The organism is Thiomonas sp. SCN 64-16 (genome assembly GCF_001725585.1).
GTDB lineage: Bacteria > Pseudomonadota > Gammaproteobacteria > Burkholderiales > Burkholderiaceae_C > Thiomonas > Thiomonas arsenitoxydans.
Genome location: NZ_MEGQ01000018.1, coordinates 24,725 through 43,832, shown reverse-complemented (window position 1 = coordinate 43,832; position 19,108 = coordinate 24,725). Strand labels below are relative to the sequence as shown.

General features: G+C 66.8%; 22 protein-coding genes. 9 read left to right on the top strand and 13 right to left on the bottom strand.

The features are described from left to right. The first annotated feature begins 157 nt into the window (after positions 1–157). Positions 158–796 carry an MBL fold metallo-hydrolase gene (locus ABT24_RS06675; RefSeq protein WP_276729402.1) on the top strand — a complete coding sequence of 213 codons (639 nt, stop codon included), beginning with the start codon at positions 158–160 and terminating at the stop codon, positions 794–796. Between the two features lie 42 nt (positions 797–838). Here ABT24_RS06675 and ABT24_RS06670 read toward each other — a convergent pair whose 3' ends face one another. The 11 genes from ABT24_RS06670 to pyrE form a co-directional block, all read right to left on the bottom strand. Next, positions 839–1,366, bottom strand: coding sequence for a cytochrome b/b6 domain-containing protein (locus ABT24_RS06670; protein WP_276706744.1), 528 nt, complete (start codon positions 1,364–1,366; stop codon positions 839–841). Continuing rightward, on the bottom strand, positions 1,363–1,650 hold the full coding sequence (locus ABT24_RS06665; RefSeq protein ID WP_013121868.1) for a PepSY domain-containing protein: 288 nt from the start codon (positions 1,648–1,650) through the stop codon (positions 1,363–1,365). Before ABT24_RS06665 ends, ABT24_RS06670 begins: the two co-directional genes overlap by 4 nt. Before the next feature lie 142 nt (positions 1,651–1,792). Beyond that, positions 1,793–3,052, bottom strand: a complete 1,260-nt coding sequence (locus ABT24_RS06660; RefSeq protein WP_276729400.1) for an OmpP1/FadL family transporter — start codon at positions 3,050–3,052, stop codon at positions 1,793–1,795. 159 nt (positions 3,053–3,211) lie between these two features. Then, the gene (locus ABT24_RS06655) at positions 3,212–3,544 is read right to left on the bottom strand and encodes a BON domain-containing protein (protein ID WP_013121870.1); all 333 of its coding nucleotides are present in this window, start codon (positions 3,542–3,544) and stop codon (positions 3,212–3,214) included. 11 nt (positions 3,545–3,555) lie between these two features. Continuing rightward, positions 3,556–4,032, bottom strand: coding sequence for a DUF6691 family protein (locus ABT24_RS06650; RefSeq protein WP_276729398.1), 477 nt, complete (start codon positions 4,030–4,032; stop codon positions 3,556–3,558). A 24-nt stretch (positions 4,033–4,056) separates the two neighbouring features. Next, positions 4,057–4,500, bottom strand: a complete 444-nt coding sequence (locus ABT24_RS06645) for a YeeE/YedE family protein (protein WP_013121872.1) — start codon at positions 4,498–4,500, stop codon at positions 4,057–4,059. 40 nt (positions 4,501–4,540) lie between these two features. Then, positions 4,541–4,780, bottom strand: a complete 240-nt coding sequence (locus tag ABT24_RS06640) for a hypothetical protein (RefSeq protein WP_013121873.1) — start codon at positions 4,778–4,780, stop codon at positions 4,541–4,543. 238 nt (positions 4,781–5,018) lie between these two features. Next, entirely contained in the window at positions 5,019–6,389 is a 1,371-nt protein-coding gene (locus tag ABT24_RS06635) for a sigma 54-interacting transcriptional regulator (protein ID WP_276729395.1), read from the bottom strand. 9 nt (positions 6,390–6,398) lie between these two features. Beyond that, entirely contained in the window at positions 6,399–6,902 is a 504-nt protein-coding gene (locus tag ABT24_RS06630; protein ID WP_276729394.1) for a hypothetical protein, read from the bottom strand. After that, on the bottom strand, positions 6,899–8,362 hold the full coding sequence (locus ABT24_RS06625) for a sensor histidine kinase (RefSeq protein WP_276729392.1): 1,464 nt from the start codon (positions 8,360–8,362) through the stop codon (positions 6,899–6,901). Before ABT24_RS06625 ends, ABT24_RS06630 begins: the two co-directional genes overlap by 4 nt. Positions 8,363–8,394: 32 nt before the next feature. After that, complete coding sequence (gene pyrE / locus ABT24_RS06620) at positions 8,395–9,093, bottom strand: orotate phosphoribosyltransferase (protein ID WP_276729390.1); 699 nt, start codon at positions 9,091–9,093, stop codon at positions 8,395–8,397. Positions 9,094–9,197: 104 nt separating this feature from the next. On the opposite strand from pyrE, the gene ABT24_RS06615 reads away from it, so the two are divergent. The 4 genes from ABT24_RS06615 to ubiM all read left to right on the top strand — a co-directional run bounded on the left by ABT24_RS06615 (position 9,198) and on the right by ubiM (position 13,350). Further along, positions 9,198–10,043 carry a 23S rRNA (adenine(2030)-N(6))-methyltransferase RlmJ gene (locus ABT24_RS06615; protein ID WP_276729388.1) on the top strand — a complete coding sequence of 282 codons (846 nt, stop codon included), beginning with the start codon at positions 9,198–9,200 and terminating at the stop codon, positions 10,041–10,043. 203 nt (positions 10,044–10,246) lie between these two features. Continuing rightward, a complete protein-coding gene (locus ABT24_RS06610) occupies positions 10,247–10,579 on the top strand; it encodes a YegP family protein (protein ID WP_156053888.1) in 333 nt (110 codons plus the stop codon). 93 nt (positions 10,580–10,672) lie between these two features. Continuing rightward, entirely contained in the window at positions 10,673–12,076 is a 1,404-nt protein-coding gene (locus tag ABT24_RS06605; RefSeq protein ID WP_276729386.1) for a dihydrolipoyl dehydrogenase, read from the top strand. A 44-nt stretch (positions 12,077–12,120) separates the two neighbouring features. After that, a complete protein-coding gene (gene ubiM, locus ABT24_RS06600) occupies positions 12,121–13,350 on the top strand; it encodes a 5-demethoxyubiquinol-8 5-hydroxylase UbiM (RefSeq protein WP_276729384.1) in 1,230 nt (409 codons plus the stop codon). Positions 13,351–13,356: 6 nt separating this feature from the next. Here ubiM and cydC read toward each other — a convergent pair whose 3' ends face one another. Beyond that, positions 13,357–15,144, bottom strand: a complete 1,788-nt coding sequence (cydC, locus tag ABT24_RS06595) for a thiol reductant ABC exporter subunit CydC (RefSeq protein WP_276729382.1) — start codon at positions 15,142–15,144, stop codon at positions 13,357–13,359. Next, positions 15,144–16,901: a thiol reductant ABC exporter subunit CydD gene (cydD, locus tag ABT24_RS06590; protein ID WP_276729380.1), complete on the bottom strand. Its 1,758-nt coding sequence runs from the start codon at positions 16,899–16,901 to the stop codon at positions 15,144–15,146. Before cydD ends, cydC begins: the two co-directional genes overlap by 1 nt. A gap of 204 nt (positions 16,902–17,105) precedes the next feature. Between cydD and ABT24_RS06585 the strand changes: the two genes are divergently transcribed. The 4 genes from ABT24_RS06585 (at position 17,106) to ABT24_RS06570 (ending at position 18,938) form a co-directional block, all read left to right on the top strand. Beyond that, positions 17,106–17,555: an OsmC family protein gene (locus ABT24_RS06585; protein ID WP_276729378.1), complete on the top strand. Its 450-nt coding sequence runs from the start codon at positions 17,106–17,108 to the stop codon at positions 17,553–17,555. Between the two features lie 48 nt (positions 17,556–17,603). Further along, on the top strand, positions 17,604–18,254 hold the full coding sequence (locus ABT24_RS06580; protein WP_276729376.1) for a class I SAM-dependent methyltransferase: 651 nt from the start codon (positions 17,604–17,606) through the stop codon (positions 18,252–18,254). Positions 18,255–18,428: 174 nt separating this feature from the next. Then, on the top strand, positions 18,429–18,566 hold the full coding sequence (locus tag ABT24_RS06575; RefSeq protein WP_276729374.1) for a hypothetical protein: 138 nt from the start codon (positions 18,429–18,431) through the stop codon (positions 18,564–18,566). A 159-nt stretch (positions 18,567–18,725) separates the two neighbouring features. Next, a complete protein-coding gene (locus ABT24_RS06570) occupies positions 18,726–18,938 on the top strand; it encodes a hypothetical protein (protein ID WP_276729372.1) in 213 nt (70 codons plus the stop codon). Positions 18,939–19,108 lie beyond the last annotated feature (170 nt).

Sequence of the window (19,108 nt, the reverse complement as noted above, 5' to 3'; positions counted from 1 at the left end):
CGGGGCATGGGCGAACTGGCCGGGCGGTCGGAAAAAGGGAAAACCAGTGTAGGGAGCGGCACAAGTCGCTTCAATCCCTCTCAGCCGGGGGAGGCAGAAGATTCCGCTATAGACTGGGTCGTATGCCCTTTCTGTTTCAAATCATCCGCTTCAAGCCATGCTCCGCTACCGCATTCTCCCGGTCACCGCCTTTGCCCAGAACACCTGTCTCGTGTGGGATGACGCCACGCAGGAGGCGGTTTTCACCGACCCCGGCGGCGAGGTGGATCGTTTGCTGCAGGCGGTGGTCGAGGCCGGCGTGACGCTGCGTGCGGTCTGGCTGACCCACGCGCACATCGACCACGCGGGCGCCGCGGCGGAAGTGGCGCAGCGCGCGGGCGTGCCCATCATCGGCCCGCATCCGGGCGATCAGTTCTGGATCGACGCCCTGCCGCAGCAGTCGCAAAGGTTCGGCTTTCCGCCCGCCAAGACGTTCACGCCCGACCGCTGGCTGGCTGATGGCGACACCCTGCAGCTCGGCTCGCTGCCCTTCACCGTGCGCCATTGCCCGGGCCACACGCCGGGTCATGTGGTGTTCCACCAGCCCGAGGCGCGGCGTTGCTGGGTGGGCGATGTGTTGTTCGCCGGGTCGATCGGCCGCACCGATTTTCCCGGCGGCAATCATCAGCAGTTGCTCGACAGCATCACCGGCAAGCTCTGGCCCATGGGCGATGACACGGTGTTCGTTCCCGGGCATGGGCCAGAGTCGACCTTCGGCGAAGAACGCCGCAGCAACCCTTACGTGCGCGGCACCTGAAAAGCGCCGCAAGCGCCAAGGCGTGCGGCGGGTGCGCAGCCCTCAATGCGGCAGCCTGCGCCCGTCGAGCATCGACCGCGGCAAAAACCCCCGGGCGCGCAAGCTGCCCACGGCCACCCCGAGCAGGTGAAAGCCGACGAGCCACCCCATGAGATCGACCAGCGCAGCGTGCAGCGCCTGCAGCGTCTGGTCGCCCCAGTAGCGGTCGGTGGTCAGCGCCCAGCCGCTGGCGGCGATCGCCAGCAGCATGGCGAACATGGCGAGGACGTTCCAGGCGGCGATCGGGTTGTAGCCCGCGGCCAGTTCCGCCCGTCCGCGCGCCAACTGCGCGGCATGACGCAGCACCTTGCGCGGGGGGTGAAGCAGTGCGCGCCAGCGCCAGTCCGCCGGGGCGCGCCAGGCATAGGCCAGACGCCAGACGACCAGCGCCGCGGCGGCGTAGCCCAGCCATTCGTGCGCTGCGCGCCAGTCGGCTTCCAGCGCCCACGCGCCGATGAAAGCCGCCGCCAACGCCCAGTGGAATAACCGGATGGCCAGCGGCACCCGCTCAGCGTCGGCTGTGGCGCTCATCGCGTTTCCTGTTTGACGATTTTGCCGCTCACCGGGTCGAAGTAAATCTCCACTTTTTTACCGGCTTGGTTCTTGCCATAGATCTCGTAGCACTGCCCCGAGGTGATCTTGAATTTATTGATCTCGTAGCCCTGCGCCTTCAACTCTGTTTGGAACTTGCCCGCATCGATCCACGCCGATTGCGGCTGGTTGGTGCACTGCGGCCCGGCGAAGGCGGTGGACAAGCTCAGCGCGCCAAAGGCGGCCACGGCGGCACGGCAGAGGAAAAGGGCGGGATGCGACATGGAGGCTCCAAAAAAGGGGGGAAGGGGGGGCGAAATGCGAGACGACGAAAATAATGTAAAAAATAATAACGATTCGCATTTGTTTGCGGGACAATTCCCTGCGCTCCTTCGGGTCAATGCCGCAGCCCGGCCGTAGGGGCGCTCAAAACTTCCAGCCGACCGACACGCCCAGCGTGTTCTGGTTCATGCGCACGGTTTCCGTCGAGCCCGCCGTGGCGAAGCCGGGCGGCAGCGGGCCGGTCACGCTGTTGTCGAGCGCATGGACGTAATCCACCGAGACTTCCATGTCCTTGCTCACCGCATAGGTGGCGCCGAGGGTGAGGTGGTCTTGGGTAACCGCGGGGGCGATGGTGTTGAGAAAGACCTGTGAACTCTGCACCGGGTTTTCGGCGTGGTTCCAGCCGAAGCGCAGGGTCAGGTCGGGGCTGTACTGGTAGGCCGCGCCGAGCTTGATCACCGTGATGTTCTTCCAGCCGAAAGCCGGGCCGTTGTCCTGGCCGAGCAGGCATTGCTGCTGATAGAAGCAGTCGGCCGTGTTGCCGATGGCCTTGACCTTGGCGTAGTTGATGCGCACCACGTCGCCAGCCAGGGTCCACTGCGACGCGGGCGTCCAGGCAAAGCCCAGGCCGTAGGTTTCGGGAATGTCGAAATGCGCGCCTCCGGCGAACAGTCCGGTGAATTTGCTGAAACTGCTCATGCGGGTTTCGGGCTGCCAGGTGGCGCCCAGGGTGAGGCCGGGGGCGACCGTACCCGTCCAGCCCAGCCGCACGCCCACGCCGGTGGAGCTGTCGTGGCCGTTGTCGGTGAGCTTGTTCGGATCAACCGAGTAGGCCTTGAAATTGCTCAGGCCGTTGGCGCGAAAAGTTTGCTTGACCAGATTCAGGGCGATGCCCACGGCGTTGTTGTCGTCGAGCTTCATGGCGAAGGACGGCGAGATGAAAAGTTGCTGCAGATCGACCCCGGTGCCCGCTTGCAGGGGCGGAAAAATTTCAGAGTAGCCACTGTTCATGCCGCCGTTGCCGTACATGCTGATGCCGACGGCCATGCGCGGGTTGAGCATCCAGTTCATCCCGATTTCGGGGATGAGAAACAGCGACTGGTCATTGCCCGAATAGGTGCCGGTGATCGGCGTGCCAGCGGCCGGGCCCATGGCCGACCCCAGACTGCCGGTGGTGCTCACGCTGCGGTCGGGCTTGAACAGGCTCAGTCCGCCGTCCACGCGGTTGCCGATCAGCGCCATGCCGGCCGGGTTGGTGGCTGCGGCCAGCGCATCCTGCGGCAGGGCGATGCCCACGCCCCCCATGCCGTTGGATTTGATGCTGTAACCCGGCTGAAAGTAACCGTCGGTGGCCTGGGCGGCCGGTGCGGCGAGGCTGGCAAATACGAACGCAAGTTTTTTCATGGCTCTGGGGGCTGGAAGGGGGAGAAAATCGCCGCAGCCGAAAAGCTGCGGCGAAAACACTCCCGACCCGTCGCGCAGACGGGTGGGCGTGCGAGGAGCGCGACAAGTCGCTGGGGACGGCGCGCAGGCGCCGAATTCGGGGATGGGCGTGATCGGGAGTTAATGCGGCGAGGACGGAGCCCTGCCGGGGTCGATCTGCCAATCGCTGCACACCGCCTGCACCCCTGCCGTGGTGAACACCAGCCATTCCGCATGGGTGCGCAGCTTGGGGTCGCGCAGGGTGCCGCACAGCCGCACCAAGCCTTCCTGAACCTCGATCTGAATGCCGAGGTGGCGCAGAGAAGTCTGGCTCAGACGCTCCAGCACCTGCGCGCGCAGGCGCTGGTCGGCGTCGTCAGGGGCGGCGGGTAGCGCCGGGCGGGGCGTGTTGGAGCGCGGCCGCTCGGTTCCGGCAGGGCGTAGCGGGTAGCGCATCGGGGAAGTTGTGGACATGAGAGCCTCCTTCAGGGTTTGGCCGTCAGCGGGGCGGCCTTGCGGTTTGTTTGGAGCGGTGCGGTTTGCGATGACTTGGCCGCGGCGCGCTGCCACAGCTCGAAGCCCGCCATGCCGGCCATCATGCTGGCGAAAAACAGCCATTGCGGCGCGTGCAGCGAAGCCAGTGAGGCCAGCGACGGGCCGGGGCACAGCCCGGTCATGCCCCAGCCGATACCGAACACCGCGCTGCCCAGAATCAGCTTGCCGGTGATGCTGCGGGTATCGGGAAAGGCGATGGGCTCGCCCAGCAGCGCCTTGCTGCGACGCTGCGCAAGCTGCATGGGCGCGAAGGCCACGACGACGGCGGTGACGAGAACCAGTAACAGACTGGGGTCCCAGGCGCCGGCGATATTGAGAAAACCCAGCACCTTGTCGGGGTTGGTCATGCCCGAGAGCAATACGCCCAGGCCGAACAGCAGGCCGGAGAAAAACGCGAGCTTGTTCATGAGGATCTCCTTGAGAACTCGGGGTCAGTACAGCAGGGCATGAACCGACACCGCAGTGACGATGCCGGTGGAGAGGAAAGTGGCCACCGCGGCGAGCGAGCGGCGCGACAGCCGCGCCAACCCGCAGACACCGTGGCCGCTGGCGCAGCCCGAACTCAGCCGCGCGCCCACCCCCACCAGCAGACCGCCGACGAGCAGCAGCCCCCAGGGCGCTTCGAATTGCGCGCCGGGCAGGGGCATCGACAGCGCCCACAGCACCGAAGCCGCGAGCACGCCGACGAGAAAACTCAGCCGCCACGAGGCTGGGCGACGCGCGGCCAGAGCGTCGCTGAGCGAGCCGCCCAGAATGCCGCTGATGCCCGCGATCTTGCCGCCGCCCAAGGCGAGCGCGCCCGCTGCGGCGCCGATCAACGCGCCCCCTGCAAGGGCGGAATAAGGGGTGAATACAGACCAGTCGATAGTGAACATGGCGGTTCTCCTGTCAGGGTGAGTTGGGGGCAGGGGCGAGTCAGCGCCGCGGCCCGGACGAGCGGATCGGGCGCGGGGATGCGCCCAAGGCGCTGGCGTCAAACTCGCGTTGCAGAAGGTCGAGGTCGTGCGCCTGCTGACGCTGCAGCCGGGCCAGCGGATCGGGCTGGTAAAGCGCCCGCAGTTGCGCGGCGAGCGCGTACAGCTGGCGCTGCATGGCGTGAAACCGGGCCAGGGCGATTTCGGGATGCGGGGCTGCGGGGGAAGGATGGGTGTGCATGAGGATTCTCCGGTTGGTGCGGATCGACCCAATGCGATCTGCGCGCAGTCCTAGTGCAAACCCTGTGCCACCGGGGTGCTTTCAGAGGGAGTGAGGGAAAAAATCACACAAATCAGCGACAAACGGCCGATTTGCCCAAGAAAAGCGTCGGGCAGCGGCGACGGATTGCCCGGTGTTTTGGCAACACCTTGATTTATCGAATGATTTTTGTCGCGGTGGAGCGACAGTGCGACAAGCCCTAGTCTTGCGGCGGCGCTTCTTCGGCAGCGGCTTTGAACTGCGCCGGGTCGAGATGGTGCTTGCCGAGCAGGCGATAGAACTCGGTGCGGTTGCGTTGCGCCAGCCGCGCGGCCTGGGCGACATTGCCGTTGCTCATCTTGAGCAACTGGGCCAGATAGTCGCGCTCGAACTGTTCGCGGGCTTCAGCGAAAGGCAGCAGGGTGGTGGGTTTGAGCCGCAGCGCCCGCGTCACCGAGGTGGCCGGTATGCGGCTGGTGGTACTCAGCGCGCAGCACTGCTCGACCACATTCATAAGCTGGCGCACATTGCCGGGCCAGTCTTGTTGTTGCAGCAGATCGAGCGCGTCGGGCGTGAAGCCGGTGATGCGCCGGTGCAGCCGGGGGGTGAGGATCTTCAGCGCATGCTGCGCCAGCATGGCGATGTCTTCGCGCCGTTCGCGCAGCGGCGGCAGGTGCAGGGTGACGACATTGAGGCGGTAATACAGGTCGTCGCGAAACTGGCCTTCCACGATGGCGGCGTCGAGATCGCGGTGGGTGGCGGAGACGATGCGCACGTCCACATCGACCGCCTGCGCCGCGCCCAGCGGGCGCACCTGGCGCTCTTGCAGCACGCGCAGCAGCTTGACCTGCAGCGGCAGCGGCATATCGCCGATCTCGTCGAGAAACAGCGTGCCGCCGCTGGCCTGCTGAAACAGCCCGGTCTGCGCCTGACTGGCGCCGGTGAACGAACCCTTGGCATGGCCGAACAGTTCCGACTCGAGCAGGGTTTCGGGAATGGCGGCGCAGTTGATGGCGATGAACGGCCCGGCCTGCCGGGGGCTGGCGCGGTGAATGGCGCGGGCCAGCATTTCCTTGCCGGTGCCCGACTCGCCGCGAATGAGCACGCTGGCCTCGCTGCGCGCCACCAGTCCGGCTTCGGACAGCAGTGCGAGCATGCGCGGACTGGCGGTGAGAATGTCGGCGCGCCAGGCTTCGTCCTTGGGCGAGGGCGCGGCGGCTTGCTTGGGCTGCAGCGCGATCGCACGCTCCAGCAGGGCAAGCAGCTCGCGCGCTTCGAACGGCTTGGTCAGAAAGCCGAACACGCCGCGCTGCGTGGCGTCCACCGCGTCGGGAATGGTGCCGTGCGCGGTGAGGATGATGACCGGCAGCGACGGGTCTTGCGCGCGGATGTGCTCGAACAGCGACAGCCCGTCCATACCGTCCATGCGCAGATCGGTAATGACCGCGCTGGGGCGGCTGGCCGCCAGGCTGCCCAGCGCCTCGGCGCCGCTGGCGGCGGTGACGGGCGCATAACCGGCCGAGCGCAGACGGATGGCCAGCAGCTGGCGCAGGTCGGGGTCGTCATCCACCAGAAGAACGGTTGCGGGCATGGGGTGGGATCAGCGGCTGCGGTTCTGAAGCTGGGTCTCCAGCGATTTGATCTGGTCGATCTGCTTTTGCAGGGCCTGGACGTTTTTCTGCGCCTGCTGCAGGGCGAGTTGCTGCGCGACATCGCGCTGCAGCAGGGTGATGAAGTTGCGCATCGGCACATCGTCAGCGCGGGCTCGCACACCTTCAAGCAAATTCTGTGCAAGTTCGGCGTCGCCCGCCTCGCCGCGCGCCAGCAGCAGCATGGCGAGCTGCAGTTGTTCTGCAACCCCGCGCCGCTTGCCCAGCGCCAGCAGCCGCGCCGTCTGGCTCTGCAGCGCCGGGCCCGCGGTCTGCGGGGTGTCGCGCAGCAGGCGGTCGAGGGTGGCTCCGTCGAGGCGATCGGTCGGGGCCGAGCCGGAGGTCGTTGGTGCGGCCATTTGAGCCAACCGCGGCAGTTCGGCGCAGGAGGTTAGCGCGAGCGGCAGCGCGAGAGAAAGAATGAAGCGTTGGCGTAGAAAACGTGGCAAGGTCATACCGGATTTTGAGCTTGGTCTGGAAGAAACACGCGAAACACCGCGCCGGGGCCGGGGTGGGGCGCGAGCTCCAAGGTGCCGCCGTGCATCTGGGCGTATTGCCGCGCCAGCGCCAGACCGAGCCCGGTGCCGCGCAAGGCGCTGGCCGGCTGGTTGCGGCCCTGGAAAAACGGTTGGAACAACTGCTTGCGGTCTTCCGGCGCCACGCCCGGGCCCTGATCGCTGACGCAGATTTCAACGCCGCCTTCGACCCGATTGGCGTCGAATCCGATTCGGCCGCCCTGCGGGCTGAAGCGGATCGCGTTGACCAGCAGGTTCTCGAACAGGCTTTCCAGCTTGGCGCGGTCGCCCTGCACTTGTAGCGCAGCACAGCCGCACTCCACATGCACGCCCTTCGCCCGCAGCGTGAGATGATTGCGGCGGATCAAACTGGCGAGCAATAGCCGCAGCTTCACCGGGCCGATCTGCAGCGGTTCGGGGTGATGCAGCGCGCTGTCGTAATGGATCAGGCTGTCGATGCGGTGGTGCAGGTCGCGCACATTGCCGCGCATGATGCGGGTGATCGACTGCTGCTCGGCGTTGAGCGGGCCGGGCACGCCTTCGGCCAGCAAGTCCACGCCCTCTTTCATCGAGGCCAGCGGGGTTTTGAGCTCGTGCGACACATGCCGCAGCAACTGGATTTTCTGCGCCTCCAGATCGGCCAGCCTGCGGCGCAGCCAGTCGAGTTGCACGCCCAGATCGACCAGATCGCGCGGCCCGGCCACGCTGGGCGCCTGATCGAGCTGCCCTTCGCCCAGACGGCGGATGGAGCGTTTGATCTGTCGCAAGGGCTGGCTGAGCAGCCAGGAGAACAGCAGCGCCAGACAGACCGACAGGCTCACGCTGGCGAGCGCCAGCCAGCCCAGCACCGACCACACGCGGTTGGAGACCTGCAGCAGCCGCGCTTCCAGAGCATCGACCAGGCCGTTGCTGTGGTTGATCAGCCTGTCTGCCGACAGGCGCATGGCGTCGAATTGCGGGTTGAGCGCGTTGAACACCCGGGCGCCATCCTTCACCTTGCCCGAGGCCATGACCCCGGAAAACAGCGCCGCTTCCTGCGTGTTCAGGCTGTGGAGGGTGTGCTGCTGGTCGGGCGGCAGCGGCATGGCCTGGAGTTGCGAGGCATCGTGCACGAAAGCCTCATGCGCCTGCTTTACCCCGCTGCACAGCGCGGCGTCCTGCAACACCAGACACTGGCCGCTGGCCCGCTGCAGGTTGTCGATGTCTTGGGCGATCTGGCGCGAGGTACGCGTGAGCTGCACCGCCACGGCCACCGAGCTGCGCGCCTGCGTGGCCACCTGATCGAACAGATACGCCGTGACCGACAGCCCGATGAGCAGCGGCAGCCCCACCAGCGCAAAGCTCCACAACAGCAGCGCGGAAAAAGAGATGCCCAGCGGCGCGCGCAGCTTGAGGGTCATGGCGGATTCGTTCGCGACTCTTGCGCTCTGTGTCAGACCCCGTAAGTGTCGCGGTACTGCTGTACCGCGGGCCGCCAGCGCGCCAGCTCTGGGTGGCCGCTGTCGGCCAGGTAGGCGAGCAGGCTGTCGAGATTGGCGATGGAAATGACCGGCAGCCCGTACTCGTGGCTGACGTGCTGTACGGCCGAAACATCGAGGGTGCGGCCCTGAATTGCGGCCTTCTCCTGGCGGTCGAGCGCGATGAGCACGGCGGCGGGTTCGGCCCCGGCCGCGCGGATCAGCCGGACCGACTCGCCCGTGGCCGTTCCCGCGGAAATCACGTCATCGACGATGACCACCCGGCCGCGGATGGGCGCGCCCACGGTGCTGCCGCCCTCGCCGTGATCCTTGGCTTCCTTGCGGTTGTAGGCGAAGCCCACATTGCGGCCCAGCCGTGCCAGTTCCACCGCGACCACCGCGCCGAGCGGAATGCCCTTGTACGCCGGGCCGAACAGCATGTCGAACGTCACGCCGCTGTCGAGCAGCGCGCGCGCATAAAACTGCGCCAGCCGTGCCAGCATGGCGCCGTCGTTGAACAAACCGGCGTTGAAAAAATAGGGCGACTGCCGCCCCGCCTTGGTGGTGAAGTCGCCAAAGGCAATCACGCCGCTGTCGACGGCGAAACGGATGAAGTCGAGCGCGTTGGGGCGCGCACTTAGCGCGGAAGCGGTTGCAGGAGAAGGGGAGGACATGATGGCGGTGCAGGGTGGGGCGGCGCAGCAAGACGCGCCGCAGATTCAAAGCGGCATTGTGCCGCAGGATTTCTCCCTGGCCCGTCAGCGGCTACAGTGCACACATGCTCGCCTACCGACACGCCTTTCACGCCGGCAACCACGCCGACGTGCTCAAACATCTGGTGCTGGTGCAGGTGCTCCGGCACATGAACCGCAAAGAAAAACCCTATTGGGTGATCGACACCCACGCGGGCGCCGGGGGTTACCCGCTGCACGAAGCCTCCGCGCAAAAAAATGCCGAGTATGCCGACGGCATCGAGCGCCTCTGGAGCCGCAAGGACGCGCCGGAGGCGGTGCAAGACTATCTCGCGCAGATCCGTGCCTTCAACACCGGCGGCCACCTTCTTTATTATCCCGGCTCGCCCGCCATTGCCCACCAGCTCATGCGGCCGCAAGACAAGCTGCGGCTGTTCGAGCTGCATCCCACCGATCACCGCGTGCTCGACGCCACCTTCGGCGCGCAGCCAGGGGTGCAGGTGCGCTGCGCCGACGGTTTTGTCGCCCTTAAAAGCCTGCTGCCGCCGCAAGACCGCCGCGCCGTCGTGCTGCTCGATCCGTCTTACGAACTCAAGACCGATTACGCCGCGCTGCGCAACACGGTCAGCGACGCGCTGCAGCGCTTTGCCGTCGGCACCTATGCGGTGTGGTATCCGGTGCTGCAGCGGCGCGAGTCGCATCTGCTGCCACAACAGCTGCGCCGCATCGCAGGCCAGGCCGACTGGCTCGATGTGCGCATGCAGGTGCGCGAACCCGACGCCAGCGGCTTCGGCCTGCTGGGCAGCGGCATGTTCCTCATCAACCCGCCGTGGACGCTGCACGTCACCTTGCGCGAGGTGCTGCCCTGGCTGACCGGGGTGCTCGGGCAATTCAATGGGGCGCATTTCGCGCTGGAGCAGCAGGCCGGCTGACTCACCCTTAAAACGCGGCCGATCTGTCAACTATTGTCAAAAGTTGGGTCGCAAGTCTTGCATTTGTCACAGAACGCGCCGACCATTCGGGGCGTGTGGGGATGCGTCGTCCCTGCCCTTGTTCCCATTCGTCCATCGGCGCGCGCGTTGCCCGACAAGCGCCTGCGTCGCCCGGCTTCGACTTACCCATCCAGGAGTTCTCTATGGCAGTCAGCTTTGAATTGCACAAAAACGAAAAAGGCCAGTTCCACTTTTCGCTCAAAGCGGCCGATGGCGGCACGCTGCTGAGCAGCGAGCACTACGAGAGCAAGGCCTCCGCAGAGAATGGCATGGCCTCGGTGAAAAAGAACAGCGTGCTGCCCGAGCGCTTTGAAAAACAGGTCGCCAGCGACGGTCGTGCCTACTTCACGCTGAAGGCGGCCAACCATCAGGTGGTGGGCACCAGCCCGATGTTCGGCACCGCCGACAAGCGCGATGCCATGCTCGCCATGGTGCACGCCGAGGCCGAGCACGCCGCCGTGCACGATCACACCTGAAGTGTTTTGCACCGCGCGGCTTGACCCTGCCCAAAACGGGCGTCAAGCCGCGCCGATAGACTGGCGCGCAGTCCACTTCACCGGAGTTCCTCCGTGCGTCACGTTCATATCGCCATCCTTGGCGCCGGCACAGCCGGGCTCACCGCGCTGTCGCAGGTGCGCAAGCACACCGACGACTTTGTCATCATCAACCACGGCCCCTACGGCACCACCTGCGCCCGCGTAGGCTGCATGCCGTCCAAGGCGCTGATCCAGGCGGCCGACGACTTTCATCGCGGCAGTCAGCTGGCTACCCTGGGTATTCGGGGCGGCGAGGGGCTCAAGGTCGATCTGCCCGCCGTGTTGCAGCGGGTGCGCGACTACCGCGATGCGCGCGTGGCCGGGGTGATGGGCGCGACTCACAGCCTGCAGCCTGCGCAGAACATCGCCGGGCGGGCCCGGCTCGACGGGCCGGGTCGCGTCATCGTCACCCACGACGACGGACGCGAAGAGGTCATCACTGCCGACCGCATTCTCATCGCCACCGGCAGCCGTCCGGTGGTGCCGCAGGCGTGGCAGGCGTTTGGCAACCGCATTCTCACCACCGACGACCTGTTTGAGCGCCCCGATCTGTCGCGCCGCATCGCCGTGGTCGGGTTGGGGGTGATCGGCCTCGAACTGGGGCAGGCGCTGGCACGGCTGGGCCTGGACGTGCACGGCTTCGAGCTGCGCGAAAGCCTCGGGCCGTTGACCGATCCGGTCATCCAGGCCGAGGCGCAACACCGCATCGGCGCCGAATTTCCTCTGCATCTGGGCCGCGCCGTCGATCTGCGCGAAGGGGCGGCGGGCACGCTGATCGTGGATAACGGCGAAAGCCCGGTCGAGGTCGATGCCGTGCTGGCAGCGATGGGGCGGCGCACCAACACCGACGGCCTTGGGCTTCAGACGCTGGGCGTGCCGCTCGACGCCCGCGGCCTGCCCGACTTCGACCGCAACACCCTGCAGATCGGCGAACTGCCGGTGTATTTCACCGGCGACGTGAACGGCGAGCTGCAAGTGCTGCACGAGGCGTCTGACGAAGGCTTCATCGCCGCCTTCAATGCCCTGCATGGCCCGACGCGCTTTCGCCGTCGCGTGCCGCTGGCCATTGCCTTCACCGATCCGCAGATTGCCGTGGTCGGCCAGACCTGGCAGGCGTTGCAGGGGCGGTCGTTTGCTACCGGCGGGTTCAACTTCGCCCAGCAGGCGCGCGCCATGGCCATGCTGCGCGCGGCCGGACAATTGCATGTGTACGCCGAGCCCGGCAGCGGCAAACTGTTGGGGGCGGAAATGTGCGTGCCCGGCGCCGAGCATCTGGGGCATCTGCTGGCCCTGGCCCTGCAACGCAACATGACCGTGGCCGAACTGCTCACCCTGCCCTTCTATCACCCGGTGCTCGAAGAGGGTTTGCGCGCGGCGTTGCGGGTGCTGGCGCGCGCGGTGTATGGTGAAGCGCCGCTGGAAATGGCGCGGCTGTAAACACTGGACAAACTTTCTTTATGACCGCTTCACAGGACTTTGACATGACGTTCGATCTCGCCATCATCGGCGCCGGCCCGGCCGGTCTGTCCATGGTGCGGGCGCTGGCTGGCAGCGGCCTGCGCATCGCCCTCGTCGAGCAGCAAAGCGCGGCCGCGCTGGCCGACCCCCCTTTCGACGGCCGCGAAATTGCGCTCAGCCTGCGCACCCTGCGCACCTTGCGCGAGTCCGGGGTGTTCGACCACATCGCGCCCGATCAGGTGTTTCCGCTCGAACACGCCGTGGTGCTCAACGGCAACGATCCGCATCCCATGCGCGTATCGCCGCTGCGCGGCAAAACCCAGCTCGGCGCTCTCGTGCCCAATCAGCAAATCCGCCGCGCGGTCTGGGCTGCGGTGCAGGGCCAAAGCGAATACACCCTGTTCGACCAGACCCGTCTGGGCGCGGTGCGCACCGATGCGCAGGGCGTTGAACTCGACCTCGAGCCGGCGCAGGCATCGGCGCCTGCTGCCCCGGCCCAGACTATCCGGGCGAAGCTGCTGATCGCCGCCGACAGCCGGTTTTCCGAAACCCGCCGCAAGATGGGCATTGGTGCCGACTCGCACGACTTCGGCAAGACCATGCTGGTGTGCCGCATGCAGCATGAGCAGCCGCATCACCACACCGCGTGGGAATGGTTCGGCATCGGCCAGACCTTGGCCTTGCTGCCCTTGTCCGAACACCTCTCGTCCGTGGTGCTCACCCTGCCGCCGCACGAGATGCAGGCCTTGCTGGAGCTGCCCGATGCCGACTTCGAGCGCGACATCACCCGGCGCTATCAGGGTCGTCTGGGCGAAATGAAACGCGCGGGCAGCCGTCACACCTATCCGCTGGTCGGGGTTTATGCCCAGCGCTTCGTCGCGCCGCGTTTCGCCCTGATCGGCGACGCCGCCGTGGGTATGCACCCGGTGACCGCGCATGGCTTCAACTTCGGGCTGCACGGCGTCGATCTGCTGTCGCGCGAAATTCTGGCCGCCTCGCGCGCGGGTACCGACATCGCCGCGCCCGAGCGCCTGCAGCGCTTCGAGGCGGCGCATCGCCGCGCGACGCGCCCGCTGTATCTGGCCACGCAAGCCATCGCCACGCTCTACACCGACGACCGCGGCCCGGCCCGCCTGGTGCGCCGACTGGTGCTCGATGCTTCCAGCCGCATCGGCCCCCTGCGCCTGGCCATCGCCACCGCGCTGAGCGAAGACGGATTGAGCCTGCGCGGGCTGTTGCCGCGTCTGGCCTGAGCCGATTTACAGCGCGTCGTGCAGCGCGCGGAAGGCGCCGCCCTGCCGCGCCAGCAACTCGGCGGGCGCGCCGGCCTCCACCACCCGGCCGGCTTCCATCACCAGCACCCGGTCGACCGCAGCGGGCAGCGCGGCGATGCGGTGGCTGATCAGCAGCACGGTGCGGCCCTGCATCAGTTGCACCAGGTCGCGCAGCAGATCGCGCTCGGTCAGCGCGTCCAGACCCTCGGTGGGTTCGTCGAGAATGAGCAGCGGCGCGTTGCGCAGCAGCGCGCGGGCGATGGCCACGCGCCGCGCCTGTCCGCCCGAAAGCCGCATGCCGGCTTCGCCCACCCAGGTTTCATACCCCTCGGGCAGCGCGGCGATGAAGTCGTGCAACTGCGCCGCCTTGCACGCTGCGATCACTTCGTCCTCCGTGGCCTCGGGCTTGGCCAGCATGAGGTTGTCGCGGATCGTGGTGTTGAACAGATAGGTGTCTTGCGACACCACGGCGATGTGCGCGCGCAGCGCCTCGCCCGGCCAGGCGCGCAGGTCGTGGCCGCCGATGCGCACGCTGCCCTCCTGATAGTCCCAGAACCGCAGCAGCGCCTGCACCAACGTGCTCTTGCCCGCGCCGCTGGGGCCGACCAGGGCGACGCGCTCGCCCGCGCGCAGATGCAGGCTCAGGCCGTCGAGCGCCCAGGCCGCCTCGCCGCGTGCGCCGGGGTAGCGCAGCCGCAGGCCGTCGATCTCGACGTCGGCACGCTCCCACTGCGGCACTGGCATGTCGGCGGGCTCCTCCACCTGCGGCCGGGCGTCGAGAATGCCGAACACCCGCCGCGCCGCGGCCAAGGTCTCGCCCAGCATTTGCAGCGCCAGCGGCAGCGGCAAAACCGCCTCGAAACTGGAGAGCACGAACAGCGCCAGCATCGGCAGTTCGGCCGGGGTGATGGAGGCATCAGTTACCAGCGGAATGGCCAGCAGCAGCGCACACCACATCGCCAGATTGGCCGACAGCCCGAGCAGGCCTTGTGACAGGCCGGTGGCGCGGCTGAGCTGGCGCTGCTGGCCGATCATGGCGTCGGTCAGCGCGTCGATGCGCTGCGCCTGCCGCGCCGCCCCGCCATACACGCGCAGCTCGCCCAGCCCTTGCAAGCCATCGACGGCGGCGCTGCGCAATTCGGCGCGCAGCGTCACCAGCCGCCGCCCCGGGCCATGCCCCAGACGGAAGGTGAGCAGGGGCACGGCCACCCCGGCCAGCAGCAGGAACAGCAGGGTGGACGCAGCCACTCGCCCGCTGTAGAGCGCCATCATCGCCAGAATGAGCGCGCCGCCCAACAGCGCCACGCCCACGGGCACGAGCACGCGCAAGTAGAGGTGGTTGAGCGCGTCGATGTCGCTGATGAGGCGGCTGCTCAGGTCGGCGCTGCGTAGTTCTTGCAGCCGCGCCGGGGCCAGCGGCTCCAGCCGCCGGTAGAACCACACCCGCAGTTCCTGCAGCAGCCGGAAGGTGGCTTCGTGCGTGATCAGGCGTTCGATATAGCGCCCGGCGGTGCGGGTGATGGCCATGCCGCGGATGAAGGCGGCCGGGGTGAAGTAATCCATCGCTGCGCCCACCAGGCCGACCAGCGCCATCTGCGCGATGAACCAGCCCGAGGCCGTCATCAGCGCCACATTGGCGAGCAGGGTGAGCAGCGCGGCGAGCGCGCCCCACAACATCCAGTTGCGGTAGGGCGAAAACAAACCGACGAGCCGCTTTAGGTCGGCGCGGGCCTGGGGCAGATCGAAATCGGGCGGCAGCGGGTTCCAGCGCATCAGGCTTGCTCCTGAACAGCGGGCTCGTGGGCGCGCACCAGCCGGGCAAAGGCGCCGTCGGCCCTCAGCAGATCGGCGGGCGCGCCCTGTTCGATCACGCGCCCGGCTTCGAGCACCACCACGTGGTCGGCCTGCAGCACCGTGCTCAGGCGGTGCGCGGCAAGAATGACGCAGCGCTCTTTTGCCAGGGCCAGAATGGCCGCGCCGACCTGCGCCTGCGTCTGCGCGTCGAGCTGCGCCGTGGCTTCGTCGAGCAGCACCAGCTTTGCTGGCTTGAGCAGCGCCCGCGCCAGCGCCAGACGCTGCACCTGTCCGCCCGACAAGCCCAGACCGCGTTCGCCCAGCGGGGTGTCGTAGCCCTGCGGCAGCGCGGCGATGAAGTCATGCGCCTGCGCCGCGCGGGCGGCACGCTCCACTTCGTCCTGCGGCGGGTCGGACTGGCCCAGCGCAATGTTGTCGCGCACCGTGCCCTCGAACACATGCGGACGCTGCGGCACCCAGGCCACATGCCGCAGCCAGTCGGTGGCGTCGAGCGCGGTCAGCGGCGTTTCATTCACCAGGATGCACCCGGCCTCAGGCTGCACCAGCGCCATCAGCGCGTGCAGCGCGGTGCTCTTGCCCGCGCCGCTGGCGCCCACCAGCGCGGTGAGGCCGCGTGGTAGGGCGGTAAAGCTCACCGCGTCGAGCGCGGGCGGCAGATCGGCGGCGTGGCGCACGGTCACCGCTTCGAAGCGAATCCGCACCTCTTGCCCCGCGTCCAATTTCTGCGTGCCGCCGGTGGCTTGGGCGTGCGGCGGAATCGGGGTATCGAGCAGCTTGAGCAAGTTTTGCGCCGCGCCGATCGCCTCCATGCGGGCGTGGTAGAAGGTGCCCATATTGCGCAGCGGCAGATAAAACTCGGGCGCCAAAAGCAGCACGAAAAAGCCGTTAAAAAACTGCATTTCACCGTAAAATAGGCGAAAGCCGATAAAAACCGCCACCATCGCAATGCTGATGGTGGACATGAATTCCAGCGCCACAGAAGACAGAAACGCCACCCGCAACACCTTCATGGTGCCGATGCGGTATTCCTCGGTGAGCGCGGCCACCACCTCGGCCTCGTGGCGGCTCACGCCAAACAGTTTGAGCGTGGTCAGCCCCTGCAGCGAATCGAGAAACCGCGCGCTCATGCGCGAGAGCAGCTGCCATTGCTGCTGATTGAGGGTTTCCGTGCCCTTGCCGATCAAAATCATGAAAATCGGAATCAGCGGCGCGGTCAACAACAGCACCAGCCCCGACACCCAGTCCTGAGGCAGCACGAACACCAGAATCGACAGCGGCACCAGCGCGGTGAGCGACATATTGGGCAGGTAGCGCGCGTAATAGGCTTCGAGCGCGTCGATGCCGGTCACGATGGTATTGGCGATGTCGCCACTGGACTGGCGCGTGAGCCACAACGGCCCCAGCGCCTGCAGATGCTCGTAAAGACGTCCGCGCAAATCGCGCCGCACCTGCGCAGCGGCTTCGAAGGCTACGTTTTCAGACGCCCGCATCAGCGCGAAACGCAGCGCGAAAATCGGCAGCATCGCCGCCAGATAACCCCACACCTCGGCGAGATGCTGGTGGCGGATGATCACCGCCGACACCACCCGCGCCAGCAGCCAGGCCTGCACGATGATCAGCCAGCCGGCAAACAGCCCCAGCCCCACGGCGCGATTGAGCTGCGGGCGGATATCCTTTTTGCGGGCCTTGAGCCAGAGTTCTTCGGGGGTTGCCAAGATCGGGGTGGAGCTAGGGGTACAGCGGAAGCAGTCAGCCGCAGAGAAGCCGCGGCGAAACTCGCATATTAGAGGGCGCCGCCAAGGGATGGGTCGCGCCTCAGGTATTAAAGTTGACCGTCATCGGTCTGGTCGCAGAATGGACCGGCCAGCCCCCTCGCCAGCCTTGCACAACGCCAGGCAGCGTCTCACTCAGGAGCTTTCATGGACGACAAACAGCCCCCCAGCGTCACCCTCAAGCAGATCAACGCCTACCAGTTCGACCTGCATTTTGCCGACGATCGCCCCACCATTCTGACCGACGAGCCGCCGCCGCTGGGCGAGGGCGCGGGGCCGTCGCCCTCGCACCTGCTGCTCGCTGCCGTGGGCAACTGCATGAGCTCCAGCCTGTATTTCGCCCTGAGCAAATTCAAGCTCGACCCCAAGGGGCTGACCACCACCGCCACGGGCGAGATCGGGCGCAACGAAGCCGGTCGCCTGCGTGTGCTGTCCATCACGGTCGATATTCGCATGGGCGCTGCCGCCGAAGGCATGGATCGGCTCGACCGCGTGCTGATGCAGTTCGAGCAGTTTTGCACCGTGGGCGAAAGCGTGCGCCAGGGCATTCCGGTGACGGTTTCGGTATTCGACGGCACCGGGCAAAAACTCAAATAACTGCGCAAAATGGCGGCTTTGCTTTTGCCTATGTCAGCCCATACCGCCATGACTCCCCACACTCCCGCCACGCCGCCCGCCGGCAGTTTTTCCGATCCGCGCGAAACCTGGAACGCCCGCTTCGCCAAGCCCGGCCTGCACTACGGCGCCGAGCCCAACGCCTTTCTCGTGCGCGAATCCGCGCGTTTTGCGCCCGCCAGTCGCATCCTCAGCGCGGCCGACGGCGAAGGCCGCAATTCCATCTGGCTGGCCGAGCAGGGCCACCACGTCACCGCGTTCGACCTCTCGCCCGTCGCCGTCGACAAAGCCCGCCGCTGGGCGCAGGAGCGCGGCGTATCGGTGGACTTTCACGTCGCCTCGGTGGATGAGTGGGACTGGGCGCCGGGTCGATTCGATGCCGCCGTGGCCATCTTCGTGCAGTTCGCCGACCCGGCCCTGCGCGAGCGCCTGTTCTCTGGCCTGTGGCGCACCCTCAAACCCGGCGGCCTGCTGTGCGTGCAGGGCTACGCGGTGAAACAGCTCGAATACGGCACCGGCGGCCCGGGCCGCGCCGACCATCTCTACACTCCCGAACTGCTGCGCGAGCTGCTGCCCGAGGCCGACTGGTTGCTGCTGCAAGAGCACGAAGCCACCCTGCAGGAAGGCACGGGCCACGTTGGGCGTTCGGCGCTGGTCGATGCGGTAGCGCGCAAGCGCTGAGTGCGGTACTTGATGGAAACGCAGCACCCTGACCAGCTCTACCGCGGGCGCTTCGGCACTCTGCTGGTCGGCTCGCGCAGCAAGCTCAACGACCGCGTCAGCCTGTACGAATAAACCCGGCGCACCACCGGCTATGGTCAGGCTGGCCTGCTCCATGCCTTCGGCGTCGACCTCGTGCTCACCGAGCGCTGGAGCACCGGGCTGAAAATGGAAACCGGCACCATCAGCGACCCGCTCAACGGCGACATCAGGCGCCGTGTCGTCGCGCTCTCCATGGGCTACAACGCCACCGTCCTTGCCTCCAGTCTGTAATACCGCCACGACCAGAGCAACCTCACCGGCGAGCGAACCTCCTGGCTCACCCGCAACAGCTTCGGCCAGCAGCTCACCGCCGCCTGTCGCCTGCTGGGCAAGCTCGACCTCGCGCGCAGCAGCGCCAGCCTCGTGGTGTTGCGCGGCGAGTGACACTTCGTGCGCAAATGGAGCGGCCTGGTCGGGTGGCGTCGCCTGCACGCCAAAGAGGCCGGCGATGCCCAGAGCGGGGCGTTGCTAGCCGTGTACCGGCGCATGAACGAGCACGTCAAAATGGGCGTCGGCGACAACTTCACCAACTTCACAGACAACCTCACCGACCTGTCCTACAACAACCGGGGCGTGTTCCTCAACGTGCTGGCCACCTACTGACCCTGGCCACGGACTGAGATCGCAAGGCCCTCCGCAGCCGTGCGTGGGCGCTTGTACTTTGGCCCGCATTTTTTTACGCGCGGTTTACACGCATCTGCATACGCTTTCGATCCATCAATGGCACGAGGCGGCGCAGTGGCGTCGAACTCCATGGATCTGTTCTGGATTGC